This is a genomic window from Oceanicella sp. SM1341, from assembly GCF_003448965.1.
In the GTDB taxonomy this organism is placed as follows: domain Bacteria; phylum Pseudomonadota; class Alphaproteobacteria; order Rhodobacterales; family Rhodobacteraceae; genus Paroceanicella.
This window is the reverse complement of the sequence record NZ_QRGC01000015.1, coordinates 93,469-114,099: the sequence shown is the minus strand read 5'-3', so window position 1 is coordinate 114,099 and position 20,631 is coordinate 93,469. Positions and strand designations below refer to the sequence as shown.

At 71.8% G+C, this 20,631-nt stretch carries 18 protein-coding genes; 5 read left to right on the top strand and 13 right to left on the bottom strand.

What is annotated here, in order from left to right:
• Window positions 1-159: 159 nt before the first annotated feature.
• Both D3P35_RS14835 and D3P35_RS14830 read left to right on the top strand, forming a co-directional pair.
• Window positions 160-618 (top strand): DUF2231 domain-containing protein, encoded by a 459-nt coding sequence (locus tag D3P35_RS14835; RefSeq protein ID WP_118135519.1) that lies wholly within the window; start codon window positions 160-162, stop codon window positions 616-618.
• Window positions 611-2,128, top strand: coding sequence for a sorbosone dehydrogenase family protein (locus D3P35_RS14830; protein WP_118135518.1), 1,518 nt, complete (start codon window positions 611-613; stop codon window positions 2,126-2,128). The genes D3P35_RS14835 and D3P35_RS14830 overlap by 8 nt, the downstream gene beginning before the upstream one ends.
• Before the next feature lie 239 nt (window positions 2,129-2,367).
• On the opposite strand, the gene D3P35_RS14825 is transcribed toward D3P35_RS14830, so the two are convergent.
• On the bottom strand, window positions 2,368-3,651 hold the full coding sequence (locus tag D3P35_RS14825; RefSeq protein WP_118135517.1) for a serine protease: 1,284 nt from the start codon (window positions 3,649-3,651) through the stop codon (window positions 2,368-2,370).
• Between the two features lie 84 nt (window positions 3,652-3,735).
• Complete coding sequence (locus tag D3P35_RS14820; protein WP_157982163.1) at window positions 3,736-4,809, bottom strand: helix-turn-helix transcriptional regulator; 1,074 nt, start codon at window positions 4,807-4,809, stop codon at window positions 3,736-3,738.
• Between the two features lie 314 nt (window positions 4,810-5,123).
• On the opposite strand from D3P35_RS14820, the gene D3P35_RS14815 reads away from it, so the two are divergent.
• Window positions 5,124-6,902 carry a monovalent cation:proton antiporter-2 (CPA2) family protein gene (locus D3P35_RS14815; protein ID WP_118135515.1) on the top strand — a complete coding sequence of 593 codons (1,779 nt, stop codon included), beginning with the start codon at window positions 5,124-5,126 and terminating at the stop codon, window positions 6,900-6,902.
• Between the two features lie 57 nt (window positions 6,903-6,959).
• On the opposite strand, the gene D3P35_RS14810 is transcribed toward D3P35_RS14815, so the two are convergent.
• The 11 genes from D3P35_RS14810 to D3P35_RS14760 form a co-directional block, all read right to left on the bottom strand.
• A complete protein-coding gene (locus tag D3P35_RS14810) occupies window positions 6,960-7,829 on the bottom strand; it encodes an alpha/beta fold hydrolase (protein WP_118135514.1) in 870 nt (289 codons plus the stop codon).
• Window positions 7,826-9,562, bottom strand: a complete 1,737-nt coding sequence (locus D3P35_RS14805; RefSeq protein ID WP_118135513.1) for an ABC transporter ATP-binding protein — start codon at window positions 9,560-9,562, stop codon at window positions 7,826-7,828. Before D3P35_RS14805 ends, D3P35_RS14810 begins: the two co-directional genes overlap by 4 nt.
• Window positions 9,559-10,284: a hypothetical protein gene (locus D3P35_RS26200; protein ID WP_157982162.1), complete on the bottom strand. Its 726-nt coding sequence runs from the start codon at window positions 10,282-10,284 to the stop codon at window positions 9,559-9,561. The genes D3P35_RS14805 and D3P35_RS26200 overlap by 4 nt, the downstream gene beginning before the upstream one ends.
• The gene (locus tag D3P35_RS14795; protein ID WP_118135512.1) at window positions 10,281-12,017 is read right to left on the bottom strand and encodes a hypothetical protein; all 1,737 of its coding nucleotides are present in this window, start codon (window positions 12,015-12,017) and stop codon (window positions 10,281-10,283) included. The genes D3P35_RS26200 and D3P35_RS14795 overlap by 4 nt, the downstream gene beginning before the upstream one ends.
• Window positions 12,018-12,045: 28 nt before the next feature.
• Window positions 12,046-12,837: an ABC transporter permease gene (locus D3P35_RS14790; RefSeq protein ID WP_118135538.1), complete on the bottom strand. Its 792-nt coding sequence runs from the start codon at window positions 12,835-12,837 to the stop codon at window positions 12,046-12,048.
• A gap of 10 nt (window positions 12,838-12,847) precedes the next feature.
• Window positions 12,848-13,789: an ABC transporter permease gene (locus tag D3P35_RS14785; RefSeq protein WP_118135511.1), complete on the bottom strand. Its 942-nt coding sequence runs from the start codon at window positions 13,787-13,789 to the stop codon at window positions 12,848-12,850.
• Window positions 13,790-13,796: 7 nt separating this feature from the next.
• Complete coding sequence (locus tag D3P35_RS14780; RefSeq protein WP_118135510.1) at window positions 13,797-15,269, bottom strand: aldehyde dehydrogenase; 1,473 nt, start codon at window positions 15,267-15,269, stop codon at window positions 13,797-13,799.
• Window positions 15,270-15,361: 92 nt separating this feature from the next.
• A complete protein-coding gene (locus tag D3P35_RS14775; RefSeq protein WP_157982161.1) occupies window positions 15,362-16,894 on the bottom strand; it encodes an ABC transporter substrate-binding protein in 1,533 nt (510 codons plus the stop codon).
• Between the two features lie 81 nt (window positions 16,895-16,975).
• Window positions 16,976-17,587 (bottom strand): amino acid synthesis family protein, encoded by a 612-nt coding sequence (locus D3P35_RS14770; RefSeq protein ID WP_118135508.1) that lies wholly within the window; start codon window positions 17,585-17,587, stop codon window positions 16,976-16,978.
• Complete coding sequence (locus D3P35_RS14765) at window positions 17,584-17,967, bottom strand: carboxymuconolactone decarboxylase family protein (RefSeq protein ID WP_118135507.1); 384 nt, start codon at window positions 17,965-17,967, stop codon at window positions 17,584-17,586. The genes D3P35_RS14770 and D3P35_RS14765 overlap by 4 nt, the downstream gene beginning before the upstream one ends.
• Window positions 17,960-18,763 (bottom strand): alpha/beta fold hydrolase, encoded by an 804-nt coding sequence (locus tag D3P35_RS14760; RefSeq protein WP_118135506.1) that lies wholly within the window; start codon window positions 18,761-18,763, stop codon window positions 17,960-17,962. Before D3P35_RS14760 ends, D3P35_RS14765 begins: the two co-directional genes overlap by 8 nt.
• A gap of 166 nt (window positions 18,764-18,929) precedes the next feature.
• Here D3P35_RS14760 and D3P35_RS14755 point away from each other — a divergent pair, with 166 nt between their 5' ends.
• Window positions 18,930-19,649 carry a GntR family transcriptional regulator gene (locus D3P35_RS14755; protein WP_157982160.1) on the top strand — a complete coding sequence of 240 codons (720 nt, stop codon included), beginning with the start codon at window positions 18,930-18,932 and terminating at the stop codon, window positions 19,647-19,649.
• Between the two features lies 1 nt (window position 19,650).
• A complete protein-coding gene (locus D3P35_RS14750; protein WP_118135504.1) occupies window positions 19,651-20,631 on the top strand; it encodes an aldo/keto reductase in 981 nt (326 codons plus the stop codon).

Here is a 20,631-nt window from a genome sequence, read left to right as displayed (position 1 = left end):
CCCGCCCTCGCTCCCCGCCCGACACCCCGGGAGCCGCCCCGGGGGGCACATGGGGGCACAGGGGGGGGGCCGGGGCCCGGAACCCGCCGGCCGGCGCGGGAACAATCCCCGCCCCGGGCTGTTGGTTTTGCAGGGAATATCACAGGAAGGAGGATCGCGATGGTCACGACCCGCCCCTTGCCGTCCCGGACATTGCTGCCCGACCAGGGCACCTGGACGAGACTGACGCCGTTTCCGGCGGTGTGCTTCACGCTCGCGCTGTGCACCGACATCGCCTACTGGCAGACCTCCAACCTGATGTGGCAGAACTTTTCCTCATGGCTGCTGTTCGCGGGCCTCGTGGTCGGCGGGATCGCGGCCCTGGTCGGGCTGATCGAGCTGCTGGCCCGGCGTGGCCTGCGCGGCGACGCCCATGCCTGGATGCACTGGGCCGGCATCGTGGTGGCGCTGCTGCTCGCCCTCCTCAACAGCCTGATCCACGCCGGAGACGGCTGGAGCGCGGTCGTGCCCGGCGGCCTGGTGGTCTCGGCGCTCACCGTGGTGGTGCTGGTCTTCACCGCCTGGCTCGCCCGCCCGCCCCGCCGCTACACCGACACGGGAGCACGCATCGATGACTGACCCCGCCCTCACCCGCCCCGCGCCCGCCACGCCGCCCCGGGGCCGCGCCCCGCGGCCGGTCCTGCTCGCCGCGCTGGGGCTGCTCGCTCCGCTCGCCGCCGCGGCGCAGGAGGATTTCGACATCACCAGCCAGATCGGCCCGGACCCGGTGCTGCCGGAGCCGCAGACCTCGCTCCTCGCGGAGATGAACGTGGCCGAGGTGGTCGGCTGGCAGGAGGGCGAGGCGCCGGAGGTTGCGGAGGGACTGCAGATCTCCGCCTATGCGACCGATCTCGCCAACCCGCGCACGGTCCACACCCTGCCCAACGGCGACGTGCTGGTGGTGCAGTCGCGCGGGCCGGGCGAGCCGGTCTCGCGCCCCAAGGACTTGGTGCGCGGCTGGATCATGGCCTATGCCCACGGCCAGGGCGGCGAGAGCCGGGAGAGCAACCTCGTCACCCTGCTGCGCGACACCGACCGCGACGGCACGGTCGACGAGCGCACCGACCTGCTCACCGGGCTCGCCTCGCCCTTCGGGGTTGCCTGGACGGAGGGCACGCTCTACGTCGCGGCCACGGACGGGATCCTCGCCTACCCCTACGAGCTCGGCGACACCGAGATCGGCGGCGAGCCCCGCATGCTCACGCCGCTGCCGGGCGGCCCGATCAACCACCACTGGACCAAGGACCTCGCCCTCTCCCCCGACGGCGAAAGGCTCTTCGCCTCCGTCGGCTCGAATTCGAACGTGGCGGAAAACGGCATGGAGGCCGAGAAGGGCCGTGCCGCGATCTGGGAGATCGACCGGCAGAACGGCGCGGCGCGGGTGTACGCCTCCGGCCTGCGCAACCCCAACGGGCTCACCTTCCACCCCGAGACCGGCACGCTCTGGACCGTGGTGAACGAGCGCGACGAGCTCGGCCCGAACCTGGTGCCGGACTACATGACCTCGGTCGAGGACGGCGCCTTCTACGGCTGGCCGTGGAGCTATTTCGGCGACCACGTGGACGCGCGGGTCCACCCGCCGCGGCCCGACATGGTCGCGCGCGCGATCGCGCCCGACTACGCGCTTTCCAGCCATGTCGCGGCACTGGGGATGGTCTTCTCCCGGGGCGCGGCCATGCCGGACGCCTTTGCCGCCGGCGCCTTCGTGGGCGAGCACGGCAGCTGGAACCGCGACACGTTCAACGGCTACAAGGTGGTCTACATCCCCTTCACCGACGGCCGGCCGGACGGCATGCCGGTGGACGTGGCCACGGGCTTTCTCGGCGACGGCGTGGTGCACGGCCGGCCCGTCGGCCTCGGGATCGACGGCACCGGCGCCCTGCTGGTGGCAGATGACGCGGGCAACACGGTCTGGCGCATCTCGGCGGCGGACGGCTCCATCACCCCGCAGCCCAGAGGCACCGACGGCCAGACTCTCTCCGCCGGCGACACGGGCCCCCGCGAGGACACCGGCAGCCCCCCCGCGCCGGGCGGTGAAACGGGCGCAGCCCCCTCCCAGCCCGAGATCGCCCCGGCCACCGGCGAGTGATCGACACGCCCGCGGAGGCCCTCCCCGCGGCCGCGGACACGCGCCGCTAGCCCGGCCCCGGGGCCGGCAGCGCTCTCGGCGCGTGCCTCCCCGCGGGCACGCGCGCCTTCGTGTTCCGGCAGGACCGGGCGAGGCGGGGCCGCCTCGCCGGCGCGGCGACCGTCCGCCGAAGGCACCATGGCCGCCGGCATGTCGGGCGGCGTTCCGGCCGGGGCGGGCGCGCCAGCGGGTGCGGGGGCCTATTCGCCCCCCGCCGCGGCCCCGCCGCCGAACGGGTTGAAGGTGACGCGCCCTTGCGCGTTGGGGTCGACCAGGAGGTGGTCCGTCAGCGGCGCGCCGCGCAGCACCGAGGCGGCGCCGGCATTGTTCTCGTCGCGGTTCTGCTGGCGGCGGCTGTTGGAGTGGACGCCGACAACCGCGATCTCGCCGTCGATGGCCAGCACCGGCCCGCCGCTGTTGCCGCCCCAGGTGACGCAATTGCTGCGGAACGAGGCGTATTCGCCGACGGAAGTCACCTCGCAGCCATAGTCGAGCTGCAGGAAGAAGCCCTGGTTGAGGTCGCCCGAGTAGCCCAGGGCCATCAGCCGCTCGCCCGGGCGCACCTCCCGCGCCAGGACCGGGAGATAGCTGTCGCTCGGCTCGTTGGTGACCAGCAGGGCAAAGTCGAAGGGACTGTAGTCATGGTCGGGGCCCAGCGGCTGCCTGGCCCAGGGCTCCGGCTGAGTCTGGAGGTGAGGGGTGAACAGCTGCAGGTCATTGGTCATGAAGGCCTCGCCGTCACCCGGACGCTGGCGATAGGCGGCCATGATTTCCCCCAGCCGGAAGCAATGCGCGGCGGTCGCGATCAGGTAGGGTGCCACGAAGAAGCCGGTGCAGAGGGTGTTCCGCGTCTCGTTGTGCAGCCGCACGATGCTGCGGGCGATCCGGTGGTCGGACACCACCGGCGCGCGCCAGCGGTCGCGGTCCACCCGGCGCACGGCGGAGGAGCCGGCCTGCGCCGCGCTGATGTCGCTGTGCAGCATCTGGTTCATCGAGCGGTTCATGTCCATGAACCGGGAGAGGTTGCCGATGATGGCGTTGTTCTGCGCGGTGCTGCCCGCGCTGCTCATCGCGTTCGTGGCCGCGAGGGTGCCGGCGACGCCGAGCCCCACGGTGAGCAGGTCGGCCAGCAAGCGCTGCTCGGCCGCCCGGTCGGCTGCGTATTCCGCATGTTTCGCCACGCCCTCGACGAGGATCCCGGTGGAGGTGGCGAAGCTCTCGCGCGCGGCCTCGCCCCGGTGCGCCATCACCTCGGCAAACCCCTGGTTGCCATGGGCCATGGCGGCGCGGACATAGTCATGATCGAGGAAATACGAGCGGTCCTGCGTGGCCGCCTGCAGCGATTGCGGCGTGACCGAGCCTCCGGGCGGCACCGGCCTGTCGGCGATGCTGGCGGTCTCGCAGGCGGCAAGCGCGAGCAGCGCGAAGCCGCAGAGCCGCGGGCCGGGCCGGAAGCGCCGCCCCGGGCGGCTTCTGCAAATCACTGGCGAAATCGTTCTCAAGGCACACTCCGCAACGCTGACCGGGCGAAAAGATCGTCCCGAGGGTAGCAGCGGACGGCCCGGGGCTCATGATACGCTCGTACCACCCGGCCCCCCGGGCCCTTCGCGGGCCTCGGGGCCGGGCAGGCCCTGCCGCGCCAGCCACGCCACCAGGGCCGCTATGCTGCGGGTGCCGGTCTTCTCGCGCAGCGCGAGCACCTGGTTGCGCACCGTGTGATAGCTGGTGCCGCGCAGCGCCGCGATGGCGCGCAGGTCGAGCCCCTGCAGCAGCAGCGCGGCGACCGCCCTCTCGCCCGGGGTCAGCCCGACGGCGGCGGGGCCGCCGGGGCGCAGGCGCACCACGAAGCAGCGGCGGCGCGACAGGAGCGTTTCCCCCAGGACGGGGGTGACCTCGACGCAGGGCACGCCCGTCGTGCGCCAGGGCGCGTGCCGCAGGGGGCCGCCGGCCGCCATCGCCTCCTCCGATCCGAGCGAGCCTCCCGGCCCGGCGACGCTCCATCCCCCGTCGCGCCGGACGCGGAAGCCGGCGAGCGCCGCACGCTCCGAGGCGTGCAGCACCCGCCCCGCCTCGTCGCACAGCAGCCAGGCCGACGCCTGTCCCGGCACCTCCGCGAGCAGCGCCTCGACGAAGGGCACCCCACGCAGGGCATGGTCCCTCAGCGACAGCGCGGCGGCGAGGAACGGGTGCAGCTCGCGCGCCAGCGCCACGTCCTCCGCCTCGAGGATGCCCCGGTCGAGGCGCCGCCCCACACCGAACGCCCAGGTGGAGCCATCCCCCTCGGGCACGTGGAAGACGAGATTGTCGCAGATCCCGGCGTCGCGGGTGTACCAGTCATAGAACTCCGTCTTCCGGAAGCGGTCGCGCTGCAGGATCATGCCGTCGACCATCACCGGCAGGCCGGGGTCTGCCACCGACAGCTTGGGGTTGCAGTGGTGGAAATGCGCCAGGTAGGCGCTCTCGATCGCGGGGTCGTAGACGGAGGTCCAGTGGTCGGAGATGCTGAATTCCCCGTCGAACCGCATGATCTGGACACCGGTTCCGCCGAAGACATCGCAGAACATCTCCGAAATCGCCATGTCCCCGCACAGGGCGGAGCCGCGCGCCAGACTGAGCTTCAGCTTCTCGATCTTGTCACGCATGAACACCCGACTGCCGCACCTGCCCGAAATACACGCTCACCTTCCGCCAGCGTAGCCCGAATATCCCCGGTCCGGGCATGCTGATTGCGCCGCTCAGCCGCGCGGGGTGCAGATTCCGCCCCGCCGTGCCGGCACCGGCGCCACTTTCCCGCCGCCCGTTCCCCGAAGCGCGACACGGTTGCGCGGCTGTCGTGGCTATTCAGCCCGGGGCATCGCCGCTACCAAGCCCGGTGAGCGAACCGGAGGGCGGGGGTGAGAGATGTCCCGCGCCGGCCTCCGGCTGCGCGTCAACGCGATATCGGGAGGGCCGTCGCATGGCAGAAGCGAGCTTGGGAGAGGCGATCGGGCCGATGGTTGTCCTGATGGGGGCGGCCGTGGTGGCCGTGCCCCTGTTCCGGCGGCTCGGCCTCGGCTCGGTCCTGGGATACTTCGCCGCCGGCCTGCTGGTCGGGCCCTCGGTGTTCGGGCTGTTCGCCGATGCGCTGACCATCCTGCATTTCTCCGAGCTCGGGGTGGTGATGTTCCTGTTCGTGATCGGGCTCGAGCTGCGCCCGCACAAGCTCTGGGCCATGCGCGGGCAGATCTTCGGCCTGGGCCTGGTGCAGGTGGCGGCGGCCACGGCGGCGCTCGGCCTCGCGGGCATGCTGGTGTTCGGGCTGCCCTGGCCGGTGGCCTTCGTGGCCGGGGCGGGCTTCGTGCTGTCCTCCACCGCCGTCATCATGTCGGTGCTGCAGGAGCGCGGCGAGATCCCGACGGCGGAGGGCCAGAAATCGGTGTCGATCCTGCTGTTCGAAGACCTGATGATCGTGCCCTTCCTCGCCGTGGTCGCCTTCCTGTCGCCGCTGTCGCAGGGGCAGTCGGGCTGGGCGGAGTTCGCGCTCGCGCTCGGCGCGCTGCTGGTGCTGCTGGGCGTGTCGAAATGGGGGCTGAACCCGTTTCTCGCCCTGCTGGCGCGCGCGCGCACCCGCGAGGTGATGACCGCGGGGGCGCTGCTGGTGGTGCTCGGCGCGGCGCTGCTGATGGCGGCGGCCGGGCTTTCCATGGCCATGGGCGCCTTCCTCGCGGGGGTGATGCTGTCGAGCTCCAGCTACCGCCACCAGATCGAGAGCGACATCGAGCCGTTCCGCGGCCTGCTGATGGGCCTGTTCTTCATGGCCGTGGGCATGTCGCTCGACCTCTCGGTGGTGGCGGCGGAATGGCCGCTGCTGCTGGGCATGCTGGCCGCCTTCACGGTGGCGAAGGGGGCCGTCGTCTGGGCGGTGGCGCGGGGCTTCGGCGCCTCCGGCCGGCAGGCGCTGCACCGCACCTCGATGTTCCTGCAGGGCGGCGAATTCGCCTTCGTGCTCTATACCGCGGCCAGCGCGGGCGCGGTGATCTCGCCGCGCGAGAACGCGCTCTTCACCACCGTGGTGATCTTCTCCATGGCGCTCACCCCGCTGCTGATGCTGGCGGCGGAGCGGCTGCTGCGCGAGGAGGCCTCGATGGAGGGGGTCGACCCCGCGCACAACCTCGAGGGCCGGGTGCTCATCATCGGCTTCGGCCGCTTCGGGCAGATCGCCTCGCAGCTCCTGCTGTCGCGCGGCGTGAGCCTCTCGGTCATCGACATGAACCCCGACCGCATCCGCGAGGCCGAGCGTTTCGGCTTCAAGGTGTTCTTCGGCGACGGCACGCGGCTCGACACGCTGCGCCACTCGGGCGCGGCCACCGCCGAGGCGGTGATGCTGTGCATCGACGACCCGCGGGCGGCGCTGCAGATCGTCGAGCTGGTCCAGCACGCGTTCCCGCAGGCCCGGGTGCTGGTGCGCAGCTACGACCGGGGCCACGCGGTGGAGCTGATCCGCGCCGGGGTCGACTACCAGGTGCGCGAGACGGTGGAATCGGCCTACCTGATGGGGGCGGAGGGGCTGCGCGCCCTCGGCTTCGCCGAGCTCGATGTCGAGGAGGCCGCCGAGGACGTGCGCCGGCGCGACAACGGCCGCCTCTCCGAGCAGGTGCAGGGCGACGACATGTCCGGCCTCGGCCACCTCCACGTGCGCCCGGTGCCCGAGCCGCTGAGCCCGGTGAAACAGGCCCCGGCCCCCACGGCGGGCTGAGCCGCCGGGGCGGCGCGGCGTGCGGGCTCCGACGCCGCCCGCCGCGCGGAGCGGGCGTCAGGCGAGGCCTTCGAGCCAGTGCAGCAGGAGGGCGTTGAAGGCCTCCGGCCTGTCGATCATCACCATGTGCGCGGCCCGCGCGAAGACATGCAGGTCGGCGCCCGGCATGCGCTCGTGCAGCCGCAGCGCGCGGGCCACCGGCACCGTCTCGTCGCAGGCCGCCCAGGCTAGGAGCGCCGGCTGCGACAGCCCGCCCAGCCGCGGGAACAGGTGTTCCTCCTGCAGGCGCACGTAGTCGCGCCAGGTGCCGCCCGCCGCCGCCGCGGCGGCAAGCCGCTCGCGCTGGCCCGAGGCGATGGCCGTGCGGTAGTTGCCGCGCATCAGCGCGAGGTAGTCCGGCGGGTTGGTGAGGCTCAGCGGCGCGATGGTGCGCAGGAACCCCGCCTCGGTGTCGCAGGGGCGCAGGTCGTAGACCCGGGCGCCGGCGGCGGCCCAGGCCGCGTCCTGCGCCGCGTCTCCCGTGGCGGGGGCCGTGGCCCCGCTCGCCACCACCACCAGCGCCCGGCACAGATGCGGCGCGTCGAGCGCGAGATGCGTGGCGACGAAACCGCCCTCCGAGTGGCCCACGAGCACGCAGCCCGAGAGCCCCAGCGCCTCGAGAAAGGCCCGGACGAAGGCGCTGCGCCGCGGGCGCGACATGTGCGCACCGTCGGCCGCCGCCTCCGTGCCGCCGAAGCCGGGCATGTCGGGCGCATGCACCCGGTAGCGCGCCGCCAGCGCCGGGATGGTGCGCAGCCAGGTGGCGCGGGCGTCGATGCCCAGCGTGGTGCCGTGCAGCAGCACCAGCGGCGGCCCCTCGCCGGCCACGAGGTAGCGGGTGCGCAGCCCGTCTGCCATCACCTCGGCCACGCGGGGCGCGGCGCTCATACGGCGACCATGTGCCCCGGCCCCACCTCGCGGTAGCTGCGCGGCGGCGGCACGAAGCCCGGCGGCCGGATCGGCGAGGGCAGCTCGGTGACCGGGGCGCCGATCAGCCGGTGGCGGTCCTCGGCCGGGTCGGAGGCGGGCACCGCGCCCATCAGCCGCCGGGTGTAGGGGTGGCGCGGATTGCCGATCACCTCGGCGCGCGGCCCGATCTCGACGATCTCGCCGAGATACATCACCGCCACCCGGTGGCTCACCCGCTCCACGATCGCCATGTCGTGGCTGATGAAGAGATAGGCGAGGCCCATCTCCTCCTGCAGGCCGATCATCAGGTCGATGACCTGGCTCTTCACCGACACGTCGAGAGCGGAGACCGCCTCGTCGGCCACCACCACCTTCGGGTCGAGCATCAGCGCGCGCGCGATGCAGATGCGCTGGCGCTGGCCGCCGGAGAACTCGTGCGGCAGCCGGTCGATCATGCCGGCCTCGAGCCCCACCCGCTCCAGCAGGTGCCGCGCCTTCTCGCGCGCCTCGGCCGGGCTGACGAGCCGGTGGCACAGCAGCGGCTCGGCCAGGGTGGCGCCGATGCGCTGCCGGGGGTCGAGCGAGCCGAAGGAATCCTGGAACACCATCTGCACGTTGCGGCGCAGGTGCGAGAGATCGGCCGGGGAGCCGGGGTCGATGCGCCGGCCCTCGAGCCGGATCTCGCCGCGCTCCGGCGGGTTGAGGTAGAGCAGGCTGCGCCCGGTGGTGGACTTGCCGCAGCCCGATTCCCCGACGAAGGACAGGGTCTCGCCGGGCAGGATGTCGAAGCTCAGCCCCTCCACCGCGTGCACCCGCCCGACCCGGCGGTTGAAGTATCCGCCCCGCACGTCGAAGCGGGTGACGAGGTCGCGCACGCTCAGCACGGGGCCGGGAGCGGCGCGGGGGGCCGTGCGCGGGCCGGAGCCCTGGCCCAGTCGCGGCACCGCGTCGATGAGCATCTTCGTGTAGGCCGCCCGGGGGGCGCGGAAGATCTCCTTCACGGGGCCGGTCTCCACCGTCTCGCCGCGGCGCATCACCATCACCCGGTCGGCCATGTTGGCGACCACGCCCATGTCGTGGGTGATGAACAGGATGGCGGTGCCGGTCTCGCGCTGGACGTCGTTGAGCAGGTCGAGGATCTGCGCCTGGATGGTGACGTCGAGCGCCGTGGTCGGCTCGTCGGCGATGAGCAGCTTCGGTGCGCAGGCCAGCGCGATGGCGATCATGATGCGCTGGCGCATGCCTCCGGAGAACTGGTGGGGGTAGTCGTCGAAGCGCCGGGCCGCGTCGGGAATGCGCACGCGCTCGAACAGGCGGATGCCCTCGGCCCGGGCCTCGGCGGCGCCCGTCCTGCGGTGCTGGCGGATCATCTCGACGATCTGGGCGCCCACCCGGTGCACGGGGTTGAGGCTCATCATCGGTTCCTGGAAGATCATGCTCACCGCCGGGCCGCGCAGCCGGCGCAACCGGCTCTCCGGCGCGCCGAGGACCTGCTGGCCGTCGAGCGTGATCGACCCGCCGAGACGGGTTTCGCGCGGCAGCAGGCCCATGATGGCGAGAGAGGTCACGCTCTTGCCCGAGCCGCTCTCGCCCACCACGGCCAGCGTCTCGCCGGGCCGGATCTCCAGGTTCACGTCATGGACCACCGCATGGTCTCCGAAGGCGACGTTGAGCCCCTCGATGCGGAGCACCGGCTCTCCCGCCCCGCTCATGACGCGGGCACCGGCCGGGGGGTGAAGCCCGCCTGCGCGCGCGAGCGCTCCGAGGTCGGAGCCCAGGTGACGGTCTCGAGCGCGTAGAGCGCGGCGAGGGTTTCGGCCGAAACCGGGATGCCGCGGGCGAAGGCCTCCGCCAGCGCCGCCCCGGTGTCACGCGCGTCCTGCGGCAGGCCGAGCGCGCCGGGGGCCGCGGCGGCGAGGATCACGATCTCCGCCCCCGGCGCGGCGGCGCGCCGCGAAGCGGCCTCGCCCAGCGGGCCGGAGAGGGCCGCGGCACCGCGCCCCGTGGCGAGGCGCGTGCCGGCGGCCGCCTGCCAGCCGCCCTCCGCGAGCGCCACCACGCTCAGCCCGTGCGCGGCGCCGGCGAGCAGGGCCGCGCCCAGCAGGAAGGGCTCCGCCGCGGCCGTGAGCCGCGCCTCGACCACCGGCGCCTCCCCTGCGCGGGCGGCGAGGAAGTCCATCACCGCCGGGCCCGCCTCGAGCAGCGAGAGGCCGGCGGCATCGTAGTGCAGGCAGCCCTCCGCGAAGGTCCAGCGCGGGGTGCCGGCGGCCCGCGGCGCCGCGGTGGCGATGCGGTCGAGCAGCGCGGGGTCGACCGCCGCGGCATCGGTCACGAGGCGGGCGGCGCGGTCGGCGGTTCCGAAGGCGTAGCCGAGGGCGCGGATGGCCCAGGGCAGCACGCGGGTCAGCTCGCCATGGGCGACGGTCAGGCTCATGCTCGGACCTCCTCGGTCTGGTCGGCCGCGGCGGGGGCCGTGGCGGCGATGTCCTCCGGCAGCACCTCGCGCTGGAAGAAGGTGCCGCGCACGTAGCGGATGCTCAGCGGCACGGCGCCGCGGATGCCCAGCGAGCCGAGGAAGAAGCGGATCAGGTCCGCCGGGCGGAAGTCGCGGTGGGCGATGCTGTCGCGGATCTCGGCATAGGGCAGCCCGTCGAGGTACTGCACCCGGCTCATGGCATAGTGCAGGTCGGGGTGGGCGAGGGCGACCTCGCCGGCCCGCGCCCCGTCGGGAAACGCGGTGAGCACCGAGGCGAGGCGCTGGATCAGCCCGACATGGTCGATGAAGCTCTCGAACGCCTCGTGGGGGTCGATGATCCGGTCGCCGCGGCGCTGCTCGCCGTTGTCCACCGAGTGGTACCAGAAATGCTGGTGGGTGGCGGCGAGGCTGCGGTCGGTGGTGAGCGCCCAGCCGTAGTTGCGGCGCAGGATGTCGCGCAGCCCGGCCACGCTCATGCACGGGTCGAACCGCCGCTGCCGCCCGGCGCCGATGGCGAACCAGGGCGCCACCGCGTCGCAGAACTCCGGCACGGTGTCGAGCAGCAGGCTGTGGAACTGCTCGCGGGTCTCGCCGTCGAGCTGCTCCTCCACCCGGCGGGCAAGGCTGTCCCACGTGCCGGCGGCGGTGGCGAGCCAGCCCTCGATCCGGGTGAGCCCGGCGATGATCTGCCCGTTCGGCACCACGTAGTCCTCCACCTGCGGGTCGGAGCTGCGGTAGATGGCGATGGTCCGCGCGAGGCTTTCGGAGAGCGTGGCGCGGCCGGCCGGGGTGATTTCGCGGCTCTTCGCGTAGGCGAGGGCGAGCTCGCGCACCAGCACCCATGTCGCCACCCAGTGCGGCCAGCGCTGCAGCGCCACGCACATGCCCTGGCCGGAGGAATTGCCGATGCCCAGGGAGCGCGCCGCGTCGGGGGCGAGCCGGGCCGCCCCGGGGTTGCGCCGCCGGGCCACCGCGTTCACCAGGTCGATGGAGAACACCCGCACGAGCCAGATCGCGAAGATGTCGGCGAAGAACGGGTGGCTGAGCGGGTTGTCCTCGGAGATGCCCTGGAAGGAGATCGAGCCATTGCGCCCGCTGGCCTGGAAGCCGCCGTTGCGCATCAGGTAGGCGAGGTCCTCCTCCGGCTGGCGGCCGGCGGCGAGGGCGTCGACCGCGGCGTCGAAATGCCGGCTGCTGCGGTTTGCGGGGGTCCAGCCGATCACGTCGGCATCGGTGCGCATCACGCCCTCGGACTTCACGTCGAAGGTGGCGAACTCGCGCGCGATGCGCGCCGCGTCCGGCCGGCCGACGAAGAGCGCGCCGAACATGTCGCGCAGCGCGCCGTCCGAGCGGCGGCCCACCTTCTCCACCCCGTCCCAGGGGTAGGCGCGGGCGATGTAGGTCATCTCGTGGCCCTCGGCCTCGATCTCGTAGACGAACTGGCCCGCGCCCTCGTCGTCCACCTCGCCGGCGACGCGGCGGATCTGCCAGCCCCGCGTGGCCATCCGCCGGCAGAACATGTCGGCGAAGCTCAGCCGCGAGGCCTTGAACAGGCGCAGGGTGTCGACGCGCATCACCTCGTCTGCCGGGCGCATCAGCGCGATGACCCGGTCGTGGTCCGCCGCGTCGGCGGTGGCCTCGCGCAGGCGCTCGGCGAGGAAGTCGGGCAGCGCGGGAGAGAGTGTCGGCATGGGCCTGGCTCCGGTGTCGCAGTGAGGGTCAGTCGGCATCGTTCATGCTCGATCCGATGAGGTAGAAGGTGAAGACGGTGAGGGCGACGGCGCCGCCGGGGGCGAGGCTGAGCGCCGGGCGCAGCGGCAGGAACATCGAGCCGTCGCGCACCATGCCGCCCCAGTCCGGCGCCGGGGGCGGCACGCCGAGGCCGAGGTAGCTCAGGCTCGCCGAGGTGAAGATGGCGAGCGACACGTTGATGGCGAACTGCGCCCAGACCACGCGCATCGTGTTGGGCATGATGTGCTTGCGGATGATCCAGCCGGCGCCCGCCCCGGTGGCGCGGGCGGCCTCCACGAACAGCGTCTCGCGCACCACGAAGACCTGGCCGCGCACCAGCCGCGCCACCGTGGGCGCGGTGACGATGCCGAGCGTGACCGAGAGGTTGAGCACCGAGGTGCCGAGCATCGCGGTGATGATGAGCGCCAGCACGAGGCCGGGCAGGGCGATGAAGATGTCGATCACCTGCACCAGCACGAAGTCGACCCGGCCGCGGAAGAACCCGGCGACGAGCCCGATCGGCGCGCCGATCAGCACCGCCACCACCGCCGCGGCCGCCCCCACCTGCAGCGAGATCCGCGTGCCCCACAGGATGCGGGAGAACACGTCGCGGCCGAGCTGGTCGGTTCCGAGCCAGTTCTGGGCGCTGGGGGCGCCGAGCACGTTGGTCGAGGTCGCCACCGGCGAGTAGGGCGCGATCATCGGGGCGAAGGCGGCGCAGGCGGTGATGATCACCAGCAGCGTGAGCCCGAGGAGCATGCGGGGGGAGAGGCGTTTCATGCGTGTCTCCTCAGCCCGCTGTCCGGACCATGGGGTTGACCAGCGAATAGGTGAGATCGGCCAGGAGGTTGAGCAGCATCACGCCCACGATGATGACCATGCCCACGGCCAGCATCACCGGGAAGTCGCGCGCCGAGATGGCGGTGACCAGCAGCCGCCCCATGCCGGGCATGGAGAAGACCGTCTCGGTCACCACCGCGCCGCCCACGAGCTGGCCCAGCGACAGGCCGGCATAGGTGATGAGCGGCAGGATGCTGTTGGGCAGGATGTGGCGGTAGGAGACCCGGGCCTCGGATATGCCCTTGGCGCGGGCGGCGCGGACATAGAGGTTTCGCTCCACAGAGCGGTACTCGGCCTTGTAGACCAGGCTGAAGGAGCTGAAGTAGAAGGTCATCAGCGTGAACACCGGCAGCACGAGGTGCAGCAGGTGCCTGCCCGCCCCGCCCGACCAGGGCACCCAGCCGGTGGTGGGCAGCATGCGCAGCTGCACCGAGAAGACGTAGATCAGCAGCAGACCGAGGAAGAAGTTCGGCACGGTGATGCCGATCACGCTCACGCCGGCCACCAGCCGGTCGGTGAGCCCGCGCAGCACGGTCACCGAGTTCAGGAGCGCCGCGCCCGCGAAGGCGATGAGGATCGCCCAGAGGGCCAGCTCCAGCGTGAGCGGCAGCGCCGCCCCGATCATCTCCGCCACCGGCTGCTGGGTGGAATAGCTGCGCCCGAAATCGCCGCTCAGCGCGTCCGAGATCCAGTGCCAGTAGCGGGTGAGGAGCGGTGCGTCGAAGCCGAGCTTCGCGTTCAGCTCCGCCACCGCCTGGGGCGAGGCGTCCTCGCCCAGCATGATCGCCGCCGGGGTGCCGAGAAACGATGTCGTCGCGGCGAAGAGCAGGAAGGTGAGGATGATCACGTTGGGGACCATCATCAGGATGCGGGAGAAGATCAGGGCCAGCATGGGCGGCTCACCTCATCACGAAGGGGTCGGCGGTGGGCTTGCCGGAGAGATCGGCGAAGATCGCCTTGGTCTGGCTGTAGTCGTGGATCGCCTCGAGGCCGCCCTCGCGGCCGTAGCCGCTGTTGCCCGAGCCGCCGAAGGGCATGGCGAAATTCGTCACCCGGTAGGTGTTGATCCAGAAGCGCCCGGCGGGGATGGCCCGCGCGGTGCGGTAGGCCCGGCCGAAATCGCCGCTGAACACGCCGCCGGCGAAGGCGTAGGCGCTGTCGCGCGCCAGCGCGATCGCCTCCTCTTCGTCGCGGAAGCGCAGCACGCTCAGCACCGGGCCGAAGAGCTCGTTGCGCACCACGGGCGACATCTGGTCGGGGCAGGCGACGATGGTGGGCTCGAAGTACCAGCCCGTCTCGCGCCCGGCCCGGCCGCCGCCGGTGAGCAGCTGCGCCCCCTGCCCGAGCGACTGGGCGAGCAGCGCCTCGATGCGGTCGCGCTGGCGGCGGGTGGCGAGCGGGCCCATGTGGGTGTCCTCGGCCATCGGGTCGCCGACGACGATTTCCTTCGCCCGGGCGACGAGCCGCTCGACCACCGTGTCGTAGATGCCCTCCTGCAGGAGGAGGCGCGAGCCCGCGGCGCAGCTCTGGCCGCTGGCGGCGAAGATGGCGGCCGTGACGCCGTTGACCGCGTTGTCGATGTCCGCGTCGTCGTAGACCACCACGGGAGACTTTCCGCCGAGCTCGAGCGAGAGCTGGGCGATGTTGTTGGCCGAGGCGCCGATCACCTTGCGCGCGGTCTCCACCCCGCCGGTGAAGCTCACCCGGCGCACCAGCGGGTGGGAGACGAGGGTCTCCGCGCAGGGGCTGCCGCCGCCGGTCACCACGTTGAACACGCCCTCGGGCAGGCCGGCGGAGGCGAGCACCCGGGCGAATTCCGCCACGGCGGCCGAGGCCTCCTCCGAGGGCTTGAGCACCACGGTGTTTCCCGCCGCCAGCGCCGGGGCGATCTTGAAGGCGGCGAGGTGGAGCTGCGAGTTCCACGGCACGATGGCCGCCACCACGCCCAGCGGCTCGTAGACGATCATCGAGAGCGGGCCGTCGGGGCCCACCGGGGGCAGGCGGCCCTCGATCTTGTCGGCGAGGCCGGCATAATAGTCGTAGACCTCGGCGAGGTTGCCGGCCTGCCAGCGGGTTTCGCGCAGCAGCTTGCCGGTGTCGGTGGTCTCGGCCACGGCCATCTCCGGCCCGGCCTCGGCCAGCGCCAGGGCGATGCGGCGCAGCACCTTGCCGCGCTCGCGCGCACTCATCCGCGCCCAGGGGCCATGGGTGAAGGCGGCGTGGGCGGCGCGCACCGCGCGGTCCACGTCTGCCGCGGTGGCCTCGGGGAAGCTCGCCCAGGTCTCACCCGTGGCGGGGTTGAGGGAGGTGAAGCGTGCGCCGTCTGCCGCGTCGCAGAAGGCACCGTCGATGTACATCTGGTAGGTCTTCATGGAACGTCCGCTGAATTGCCGTGCAGGGCCCCGCCCCGGGGCCCGGAGCGGGGAAGGGCGGGCCGCCCCGGAAAGGGCCGGCCCGCTTGCCGTCAGGCGCCGTCTTTCCAGAAGTAGCGGAAGCGCGGGATCAGGTCGGGCATGGGCGTGTAGCCCTTCACCTCGGCGCGCAGGGCGCTGAACTCGCGCGAGAAGCCCACCGGCATGTAGGCGAGGTCTTCCGAGATCTGCTTCTGGATCTTGTCGTAGAGCGCCTTGCGGGCGTCCTGGTCGGTCAGCACGCGGGCCTCGTAGATCCACTCGTCGACCTGGGGGTTGCTGTATTTCGTGCTGTTCGCCGTGCCGTCGGTGGCGAAGAGATACTGGATCAGCCCGTCGGGGTCGGCGCGCTGGGTCCAGCGCATCGGGGTGAAGCGGATCTCGCCGGCCACGGTCTTGGCGTAATATTCGCTCTGCGGCACCGGCGCGAGCTCGACATCGAGGCCGATGGCGTTGAGGTCCTCGTGCGCCAGCTCGGCGAAGCGGCGCAGGGCGTCGCCGCTGGGCGCGGCGAGCTGCAGCTTCGTGCCGGTGAGCCCGGCATCCTCGAGGATCTGACGCGCCTTGTCGGGGTCGTAGCTGTAGTCGGCGAGGTCATCCGTGCTCCACCACAGCCCGTCGGGGGTGAAGCCGTTGGAGATCACCCCCTCGCCCTCCCAGAGGATCTGGTTGATGCGCTCGCGGTTCAGCCCGTAGGCCACGGCGCGGCGCAGCTCGGGATTGTCGTAGGGCGCGCTGTCCCATTTCCACTGCAGCGAATACCACTGCCCGCCCGCCGAGGGCTCCACGGAGATTTCCGGGCTGGCCGCGGCCAGCTTGGTGTCGAGCGGGGTGAGATGGCCGATGTAGTCGAGCTCGCCGATCATCATGCGCTGGATGCCGACCACGTTGGAGGGGATGTCGTTGAAGGTGATCGCGTCGAGATGCGGCATGCCCTCCTGCCAGAACTCCTCGTTGCGGGTCACGGTGAGGGTGCTGCCGCGGGTCCATTCGCCAAGCTTGAACGGGCCGGTGCCCACCGGGTGGGAGCCGATGTCCTCACCCCATTTCTCGGCCGCGGCGGGCGAGGCCATCAGGCCCGCGCGGTCGGCGAAGAGCGAGAGCAGCGGCGGGTAGGGCTCGGTGAGGGTGATGGCGACGGTGGCGTCATCCACCACCTCGACGCTCTCGATCACGCCCTCGAGCTGGCGGCGCTGCGAGGAGTTGCCGTTCGGGTCGAGCCGGGTGTCGAGGTTCCACTTCACCGCCTCGGCGTTGAAGGACGTGCCGTCGTGGAAGGTGACGCCGGTCTCGAGGTGCAGCACCAGGCGCCTGCCGTCCTCCTCGAAGTCCCAGCTTTTCGCGAGGCCGGGCTTGAGCGAGAAATCCGGGTTCAGGTCGACCAGCCGGTCGAAGATGGTGAACAGGATCTGCCGTTCGGTCCACTGGGTGGACTGCAGCGGGTCCATGGTGCGCAGGTCGCTGATGAAGCCGACGTTGAGCGTGCCGCCCTGCGTCGGGGGTGCGTCCTGCGCGAAGACGGTGGCGGGCAGGCCGGCGGCCAGCATGAGCGCGCTCACGGTGGAGAGCATTTGCCTTCTGTTCATTTTCTCTTCCTGTTGGCTTGAGAGTGTGAAGTCCGGCGTGTTCCCGCCGTTATTGGCCCCCACGGGCGGGGGCATTCCGGCTCAGGGCCTGAGCGGCCTGCCGGCCTGGTCGACGCCCATGAACTCCATGTCCCTGAAGCGATCGCCGATGCGGGCATGCACGCGGCCGCCGCTGGTGGCGCCGAGGGCGACGACGATCTCGCCCGCAGCCGGTGCGTCCGGGATGGTGAATTCCATGGTCAGGAAATGGGTTCTGGCGCCCTTGCTCTCCTGCGACTTGTGGGTCATCGGGATGGTGATGGCGGTGCCGGCGCCGGCGCGCTTGTTGGTGAAGGGCAGGAAGCTGTCGCCGCCCGCGCCGGCCCGGAAGACATTGCCGAAATGCAGGGTGTGGATGAGGCCGGCGGCGTGCTCCACCTCGCCCTCGGTGCCCACCACGGCGGCCTTGCCGAAGGCCTCGATGCCCTCCGCCCCGCCCATCAGCGCCACCAGCCGCGGCACCAGCGCCTCGCCCAGCACCGCGGCATGGGCGTGGATCTCCGGCTGCAGGTCCTCCACCCAGGCGCTGCCCCAGGGGTTGCGGATGACGGCGGCGCAGGCGGCCATGCGCAGCGGCGTGGCCGCGGGGCGGCCGCCCTCCGTGAGGATGTCCTCGACGAAATCGACCACCTTGCGGATCACCACGCCGCTCATGCCGCGAGGCCCTTCTCGGCCAGCACCTTGTTGGCGATGCGGTGGCATTCCACCCCCACCGGCACGCCGCAGTAGATGGTGACATGGGTGATGAGCGCCTTCAGCTCCTCCACCGTGACACCATTGGTGAGCGCGCCGCGGAAGTGCAGCTCCCACTCGTGCATGCGGTTGAGCGCCGCGATCATCACGATGTTGAGCATCGAGCGGGTGCGCGGGGGCAGCGTGTCGTCGCCCCAGCCCGCGCCCCAGCAATACTCGGTGATGAAGGACTGGAACTCCTTCGAGAAGGCCGTGGCATTGCCCAGGGATTTCTCCACGTATGCCGCGCCCAGGGTCGCCTTGCGCTGCTCCAGGCCCTTGTCGTAGAGCGCCTCATCCATTCTGCGTCTCCTGCGCGGTGTCGGTTTTCGTGAGGAAGGCCGCGATCCGTTCGGCGATCAGCTCCGGCGCCTCGAGCAGCACCGAGTGCTTGAGCCCCGGCAGGATCTCGAGCTCGGACTGCGGGATCAGCCGGTGCATGGTCTGCGCCATGCGCGGGTTCGAGCCCTGGTCGAATTCGCCGGTCATGATCAGTGCCGGGTGGGGGATGCGGCTGAGCGTGTCGACCAGCTCGGTCTGGCCGAAGACGCGGTAGGCCTCGAGGTAGGAGGGCACGTGGGCGGCCTCCAGCTCGGCGATGCGGGCGCGGATCGTGTCCTCGTGGTCGCGCACGAAGGCCTCGGTAAACCAGCGCTCGCGGGCCGCGCCGGTGATGGCCTTCATGCCGCCGTCGCGGATCATCTGCAGCCGGGCGACGACCTTGGCGCGCTCCTCCTCCGTGCGGCCGGCGACGGCCGAGAGGATGACGATGCGCCGGAACCGCTCCGGCCAGCCCGCGGCGAGGCGCTGCGCGATCAGCCCGCCCAGCGAGAAGCCGGCGAGATCGGCCCTCTCCACGCCCGCCGCGTCCATCACGCGGAGGATGTCCTCGGCGAAGGTGTCGATGCTGATGGGGCCGTCGATCAGCGGCGAGGCGCCGTGGCCGCGCAGATCGGAGCGGATGATCCGGAAACGGCCCGGCAGCGCGGCGCAGACCCCGTCCCAGCTCTGCAGGTTCGCGCCCACCCCGTGCACCAGCACCAGCGGCGCGCCCTCACCGCTCACCTCGTAGTGGATACGGCCTTCGGCAGTCTTCATCACGCACTCCCCTCGCGCCGATGTCGCTGTTTATGTAGGATGGTATACCAACCGACAATCATATGGTCAACTGAGTCGAACTGGTGTACTCCTTCCGCGATCCCGGCACCGGGCGCCGCGGCGGCGGCCCGGGGCGGGCGTGAGCAGGACAAGGGGGCAAGAGGCCTTGAGCGAAGGCGATACCAAGAGCGGATGGATGGTCGGCGAGACACCGACGCTGCGCGACCAGACGGTGACCGTGCTCCGCGAGGCCATCCTGAACGAGACCTTCCGGCCCGGCGACAAGCTCGTCGAGCGCACCCTCGCCGAGCAGACCGGCGTGAGCCGCACCAGCATCCGCGAGGCGCTGGCCCAGCTCGAAGCCGAGGGGCTGGTGACCCGGATGGCCGGGCGCGGCATGCGGGTGTCCGGCCTCTCGGTCGATGAGGCCCGGGCGATCTACGAGGCCCGCGCGATCCTCGAATCCGCCATGGCCCGCCTGTTCACCGAACGCGCCGGGGCGGCCGACATGGCCGCCCTCGACCGTGCCGTGCACGAAGCGGTGGAGACCGATGTCGCCGACACCGCCCGCCAGCACGCGCAGAAGCTCGACGACGTGTTCGACGTGATCACCCGCGGGGCGGCGAACCCGGTCACCTACCAGATGGCCTCGCTGCTGCGCACCCGGGTGACCTACCTGCGCACCATCACCTCGCGCGTGGCGAGCCCGGAGCGCCGCACCGAATCGATCCGCCTGCTGCGCGACATCCGCGCCGCCCTCACGGCCCGCGACGCCGACCGCTCCGAGGCGCTGATCCGGCATTACGTCGAGCGCTCCGCCGCCTTTGCCGTGCAGGTGCTCCGCGCCCAGGAAGCGGAGCGCGGCACCCAGAACAGGAAAGACTGACATGGACTACGTGAAACTGGGCCGCAGCAGCCTCAAGGTCTCCCGCATCTGCCTCGGCGCCATGGGCTTCGGCGCGACCGGCTGGCGCGGCTGGGTGCTCGATGAGGCCGCCTCCGCCGCGGTGCTGGACCGCGCGCTCGACCACGGCATCAACTTCTTCGACACCTGCGACTTCTACTCGGCGGGCGAGAGCGAGCGCATCCTGGGCGAGATCCTGGTGAAGCGGCAGCCGCGCGAGAGCTTCGTGCTGGCCACCAAGGCCGGAAACCCGATGGCGAAACACCCTAACGGCCGCGGCTACTCGCGCAAGCACCTGTTCGGCGCCATCGATGCCTCGCTCACCCGGCTGGGCACCGACCATGTCGACCTGTTCCAGACCCATGTCTGGGACCCCGAGTGCGACCTGGAGGAGCTGGTGGACGCGATGGGCGACATCGTGCGGGCCGGCAAGGCGCGCCATGTCGGGGTCACCACCATGCCGGCCTGGACGCTGGCGCTGTGCCGGGCGATGGCCGATGCCCGCGCCTCCGCGCGCTTCCTCTCGATGCAGTGCGAGTACAACGCCGCCCACCGGGAGTGCGAGCGCGAGCTCGTGCCGCTGTGCCGGCACGAGGGCATCGCGCTCATCCCCTTCAGCCCGATGGCGCGCGGCTTCCTCTCGGCCGACCGCTCCGGCGGGCGCAACGAGACCCTGCGCACCCGCACCGACGACTACACGCAGAAATACTACTACCGCGACGCCGATTTCGAGGTGCAGGCCCGCATCGCCCGCGTGGCCGGGGCGCATGGCGTGAGCCCCTCGCAGGTGGCCATGGCCTGGACCCTGTCGCGCCCGGGCGTGACCTCGCCGATATTCGGCGCTACATCCGTGGCCCAGGTGGACGAGGCGGTCGCCGCCCTCGGCCTGGCGCTGACGGCCGAGGATGTGGCGCTGATCGACGGGGCCTACGTTCCGCGCCCCTTGCAGGGTGCGGGCCACTGA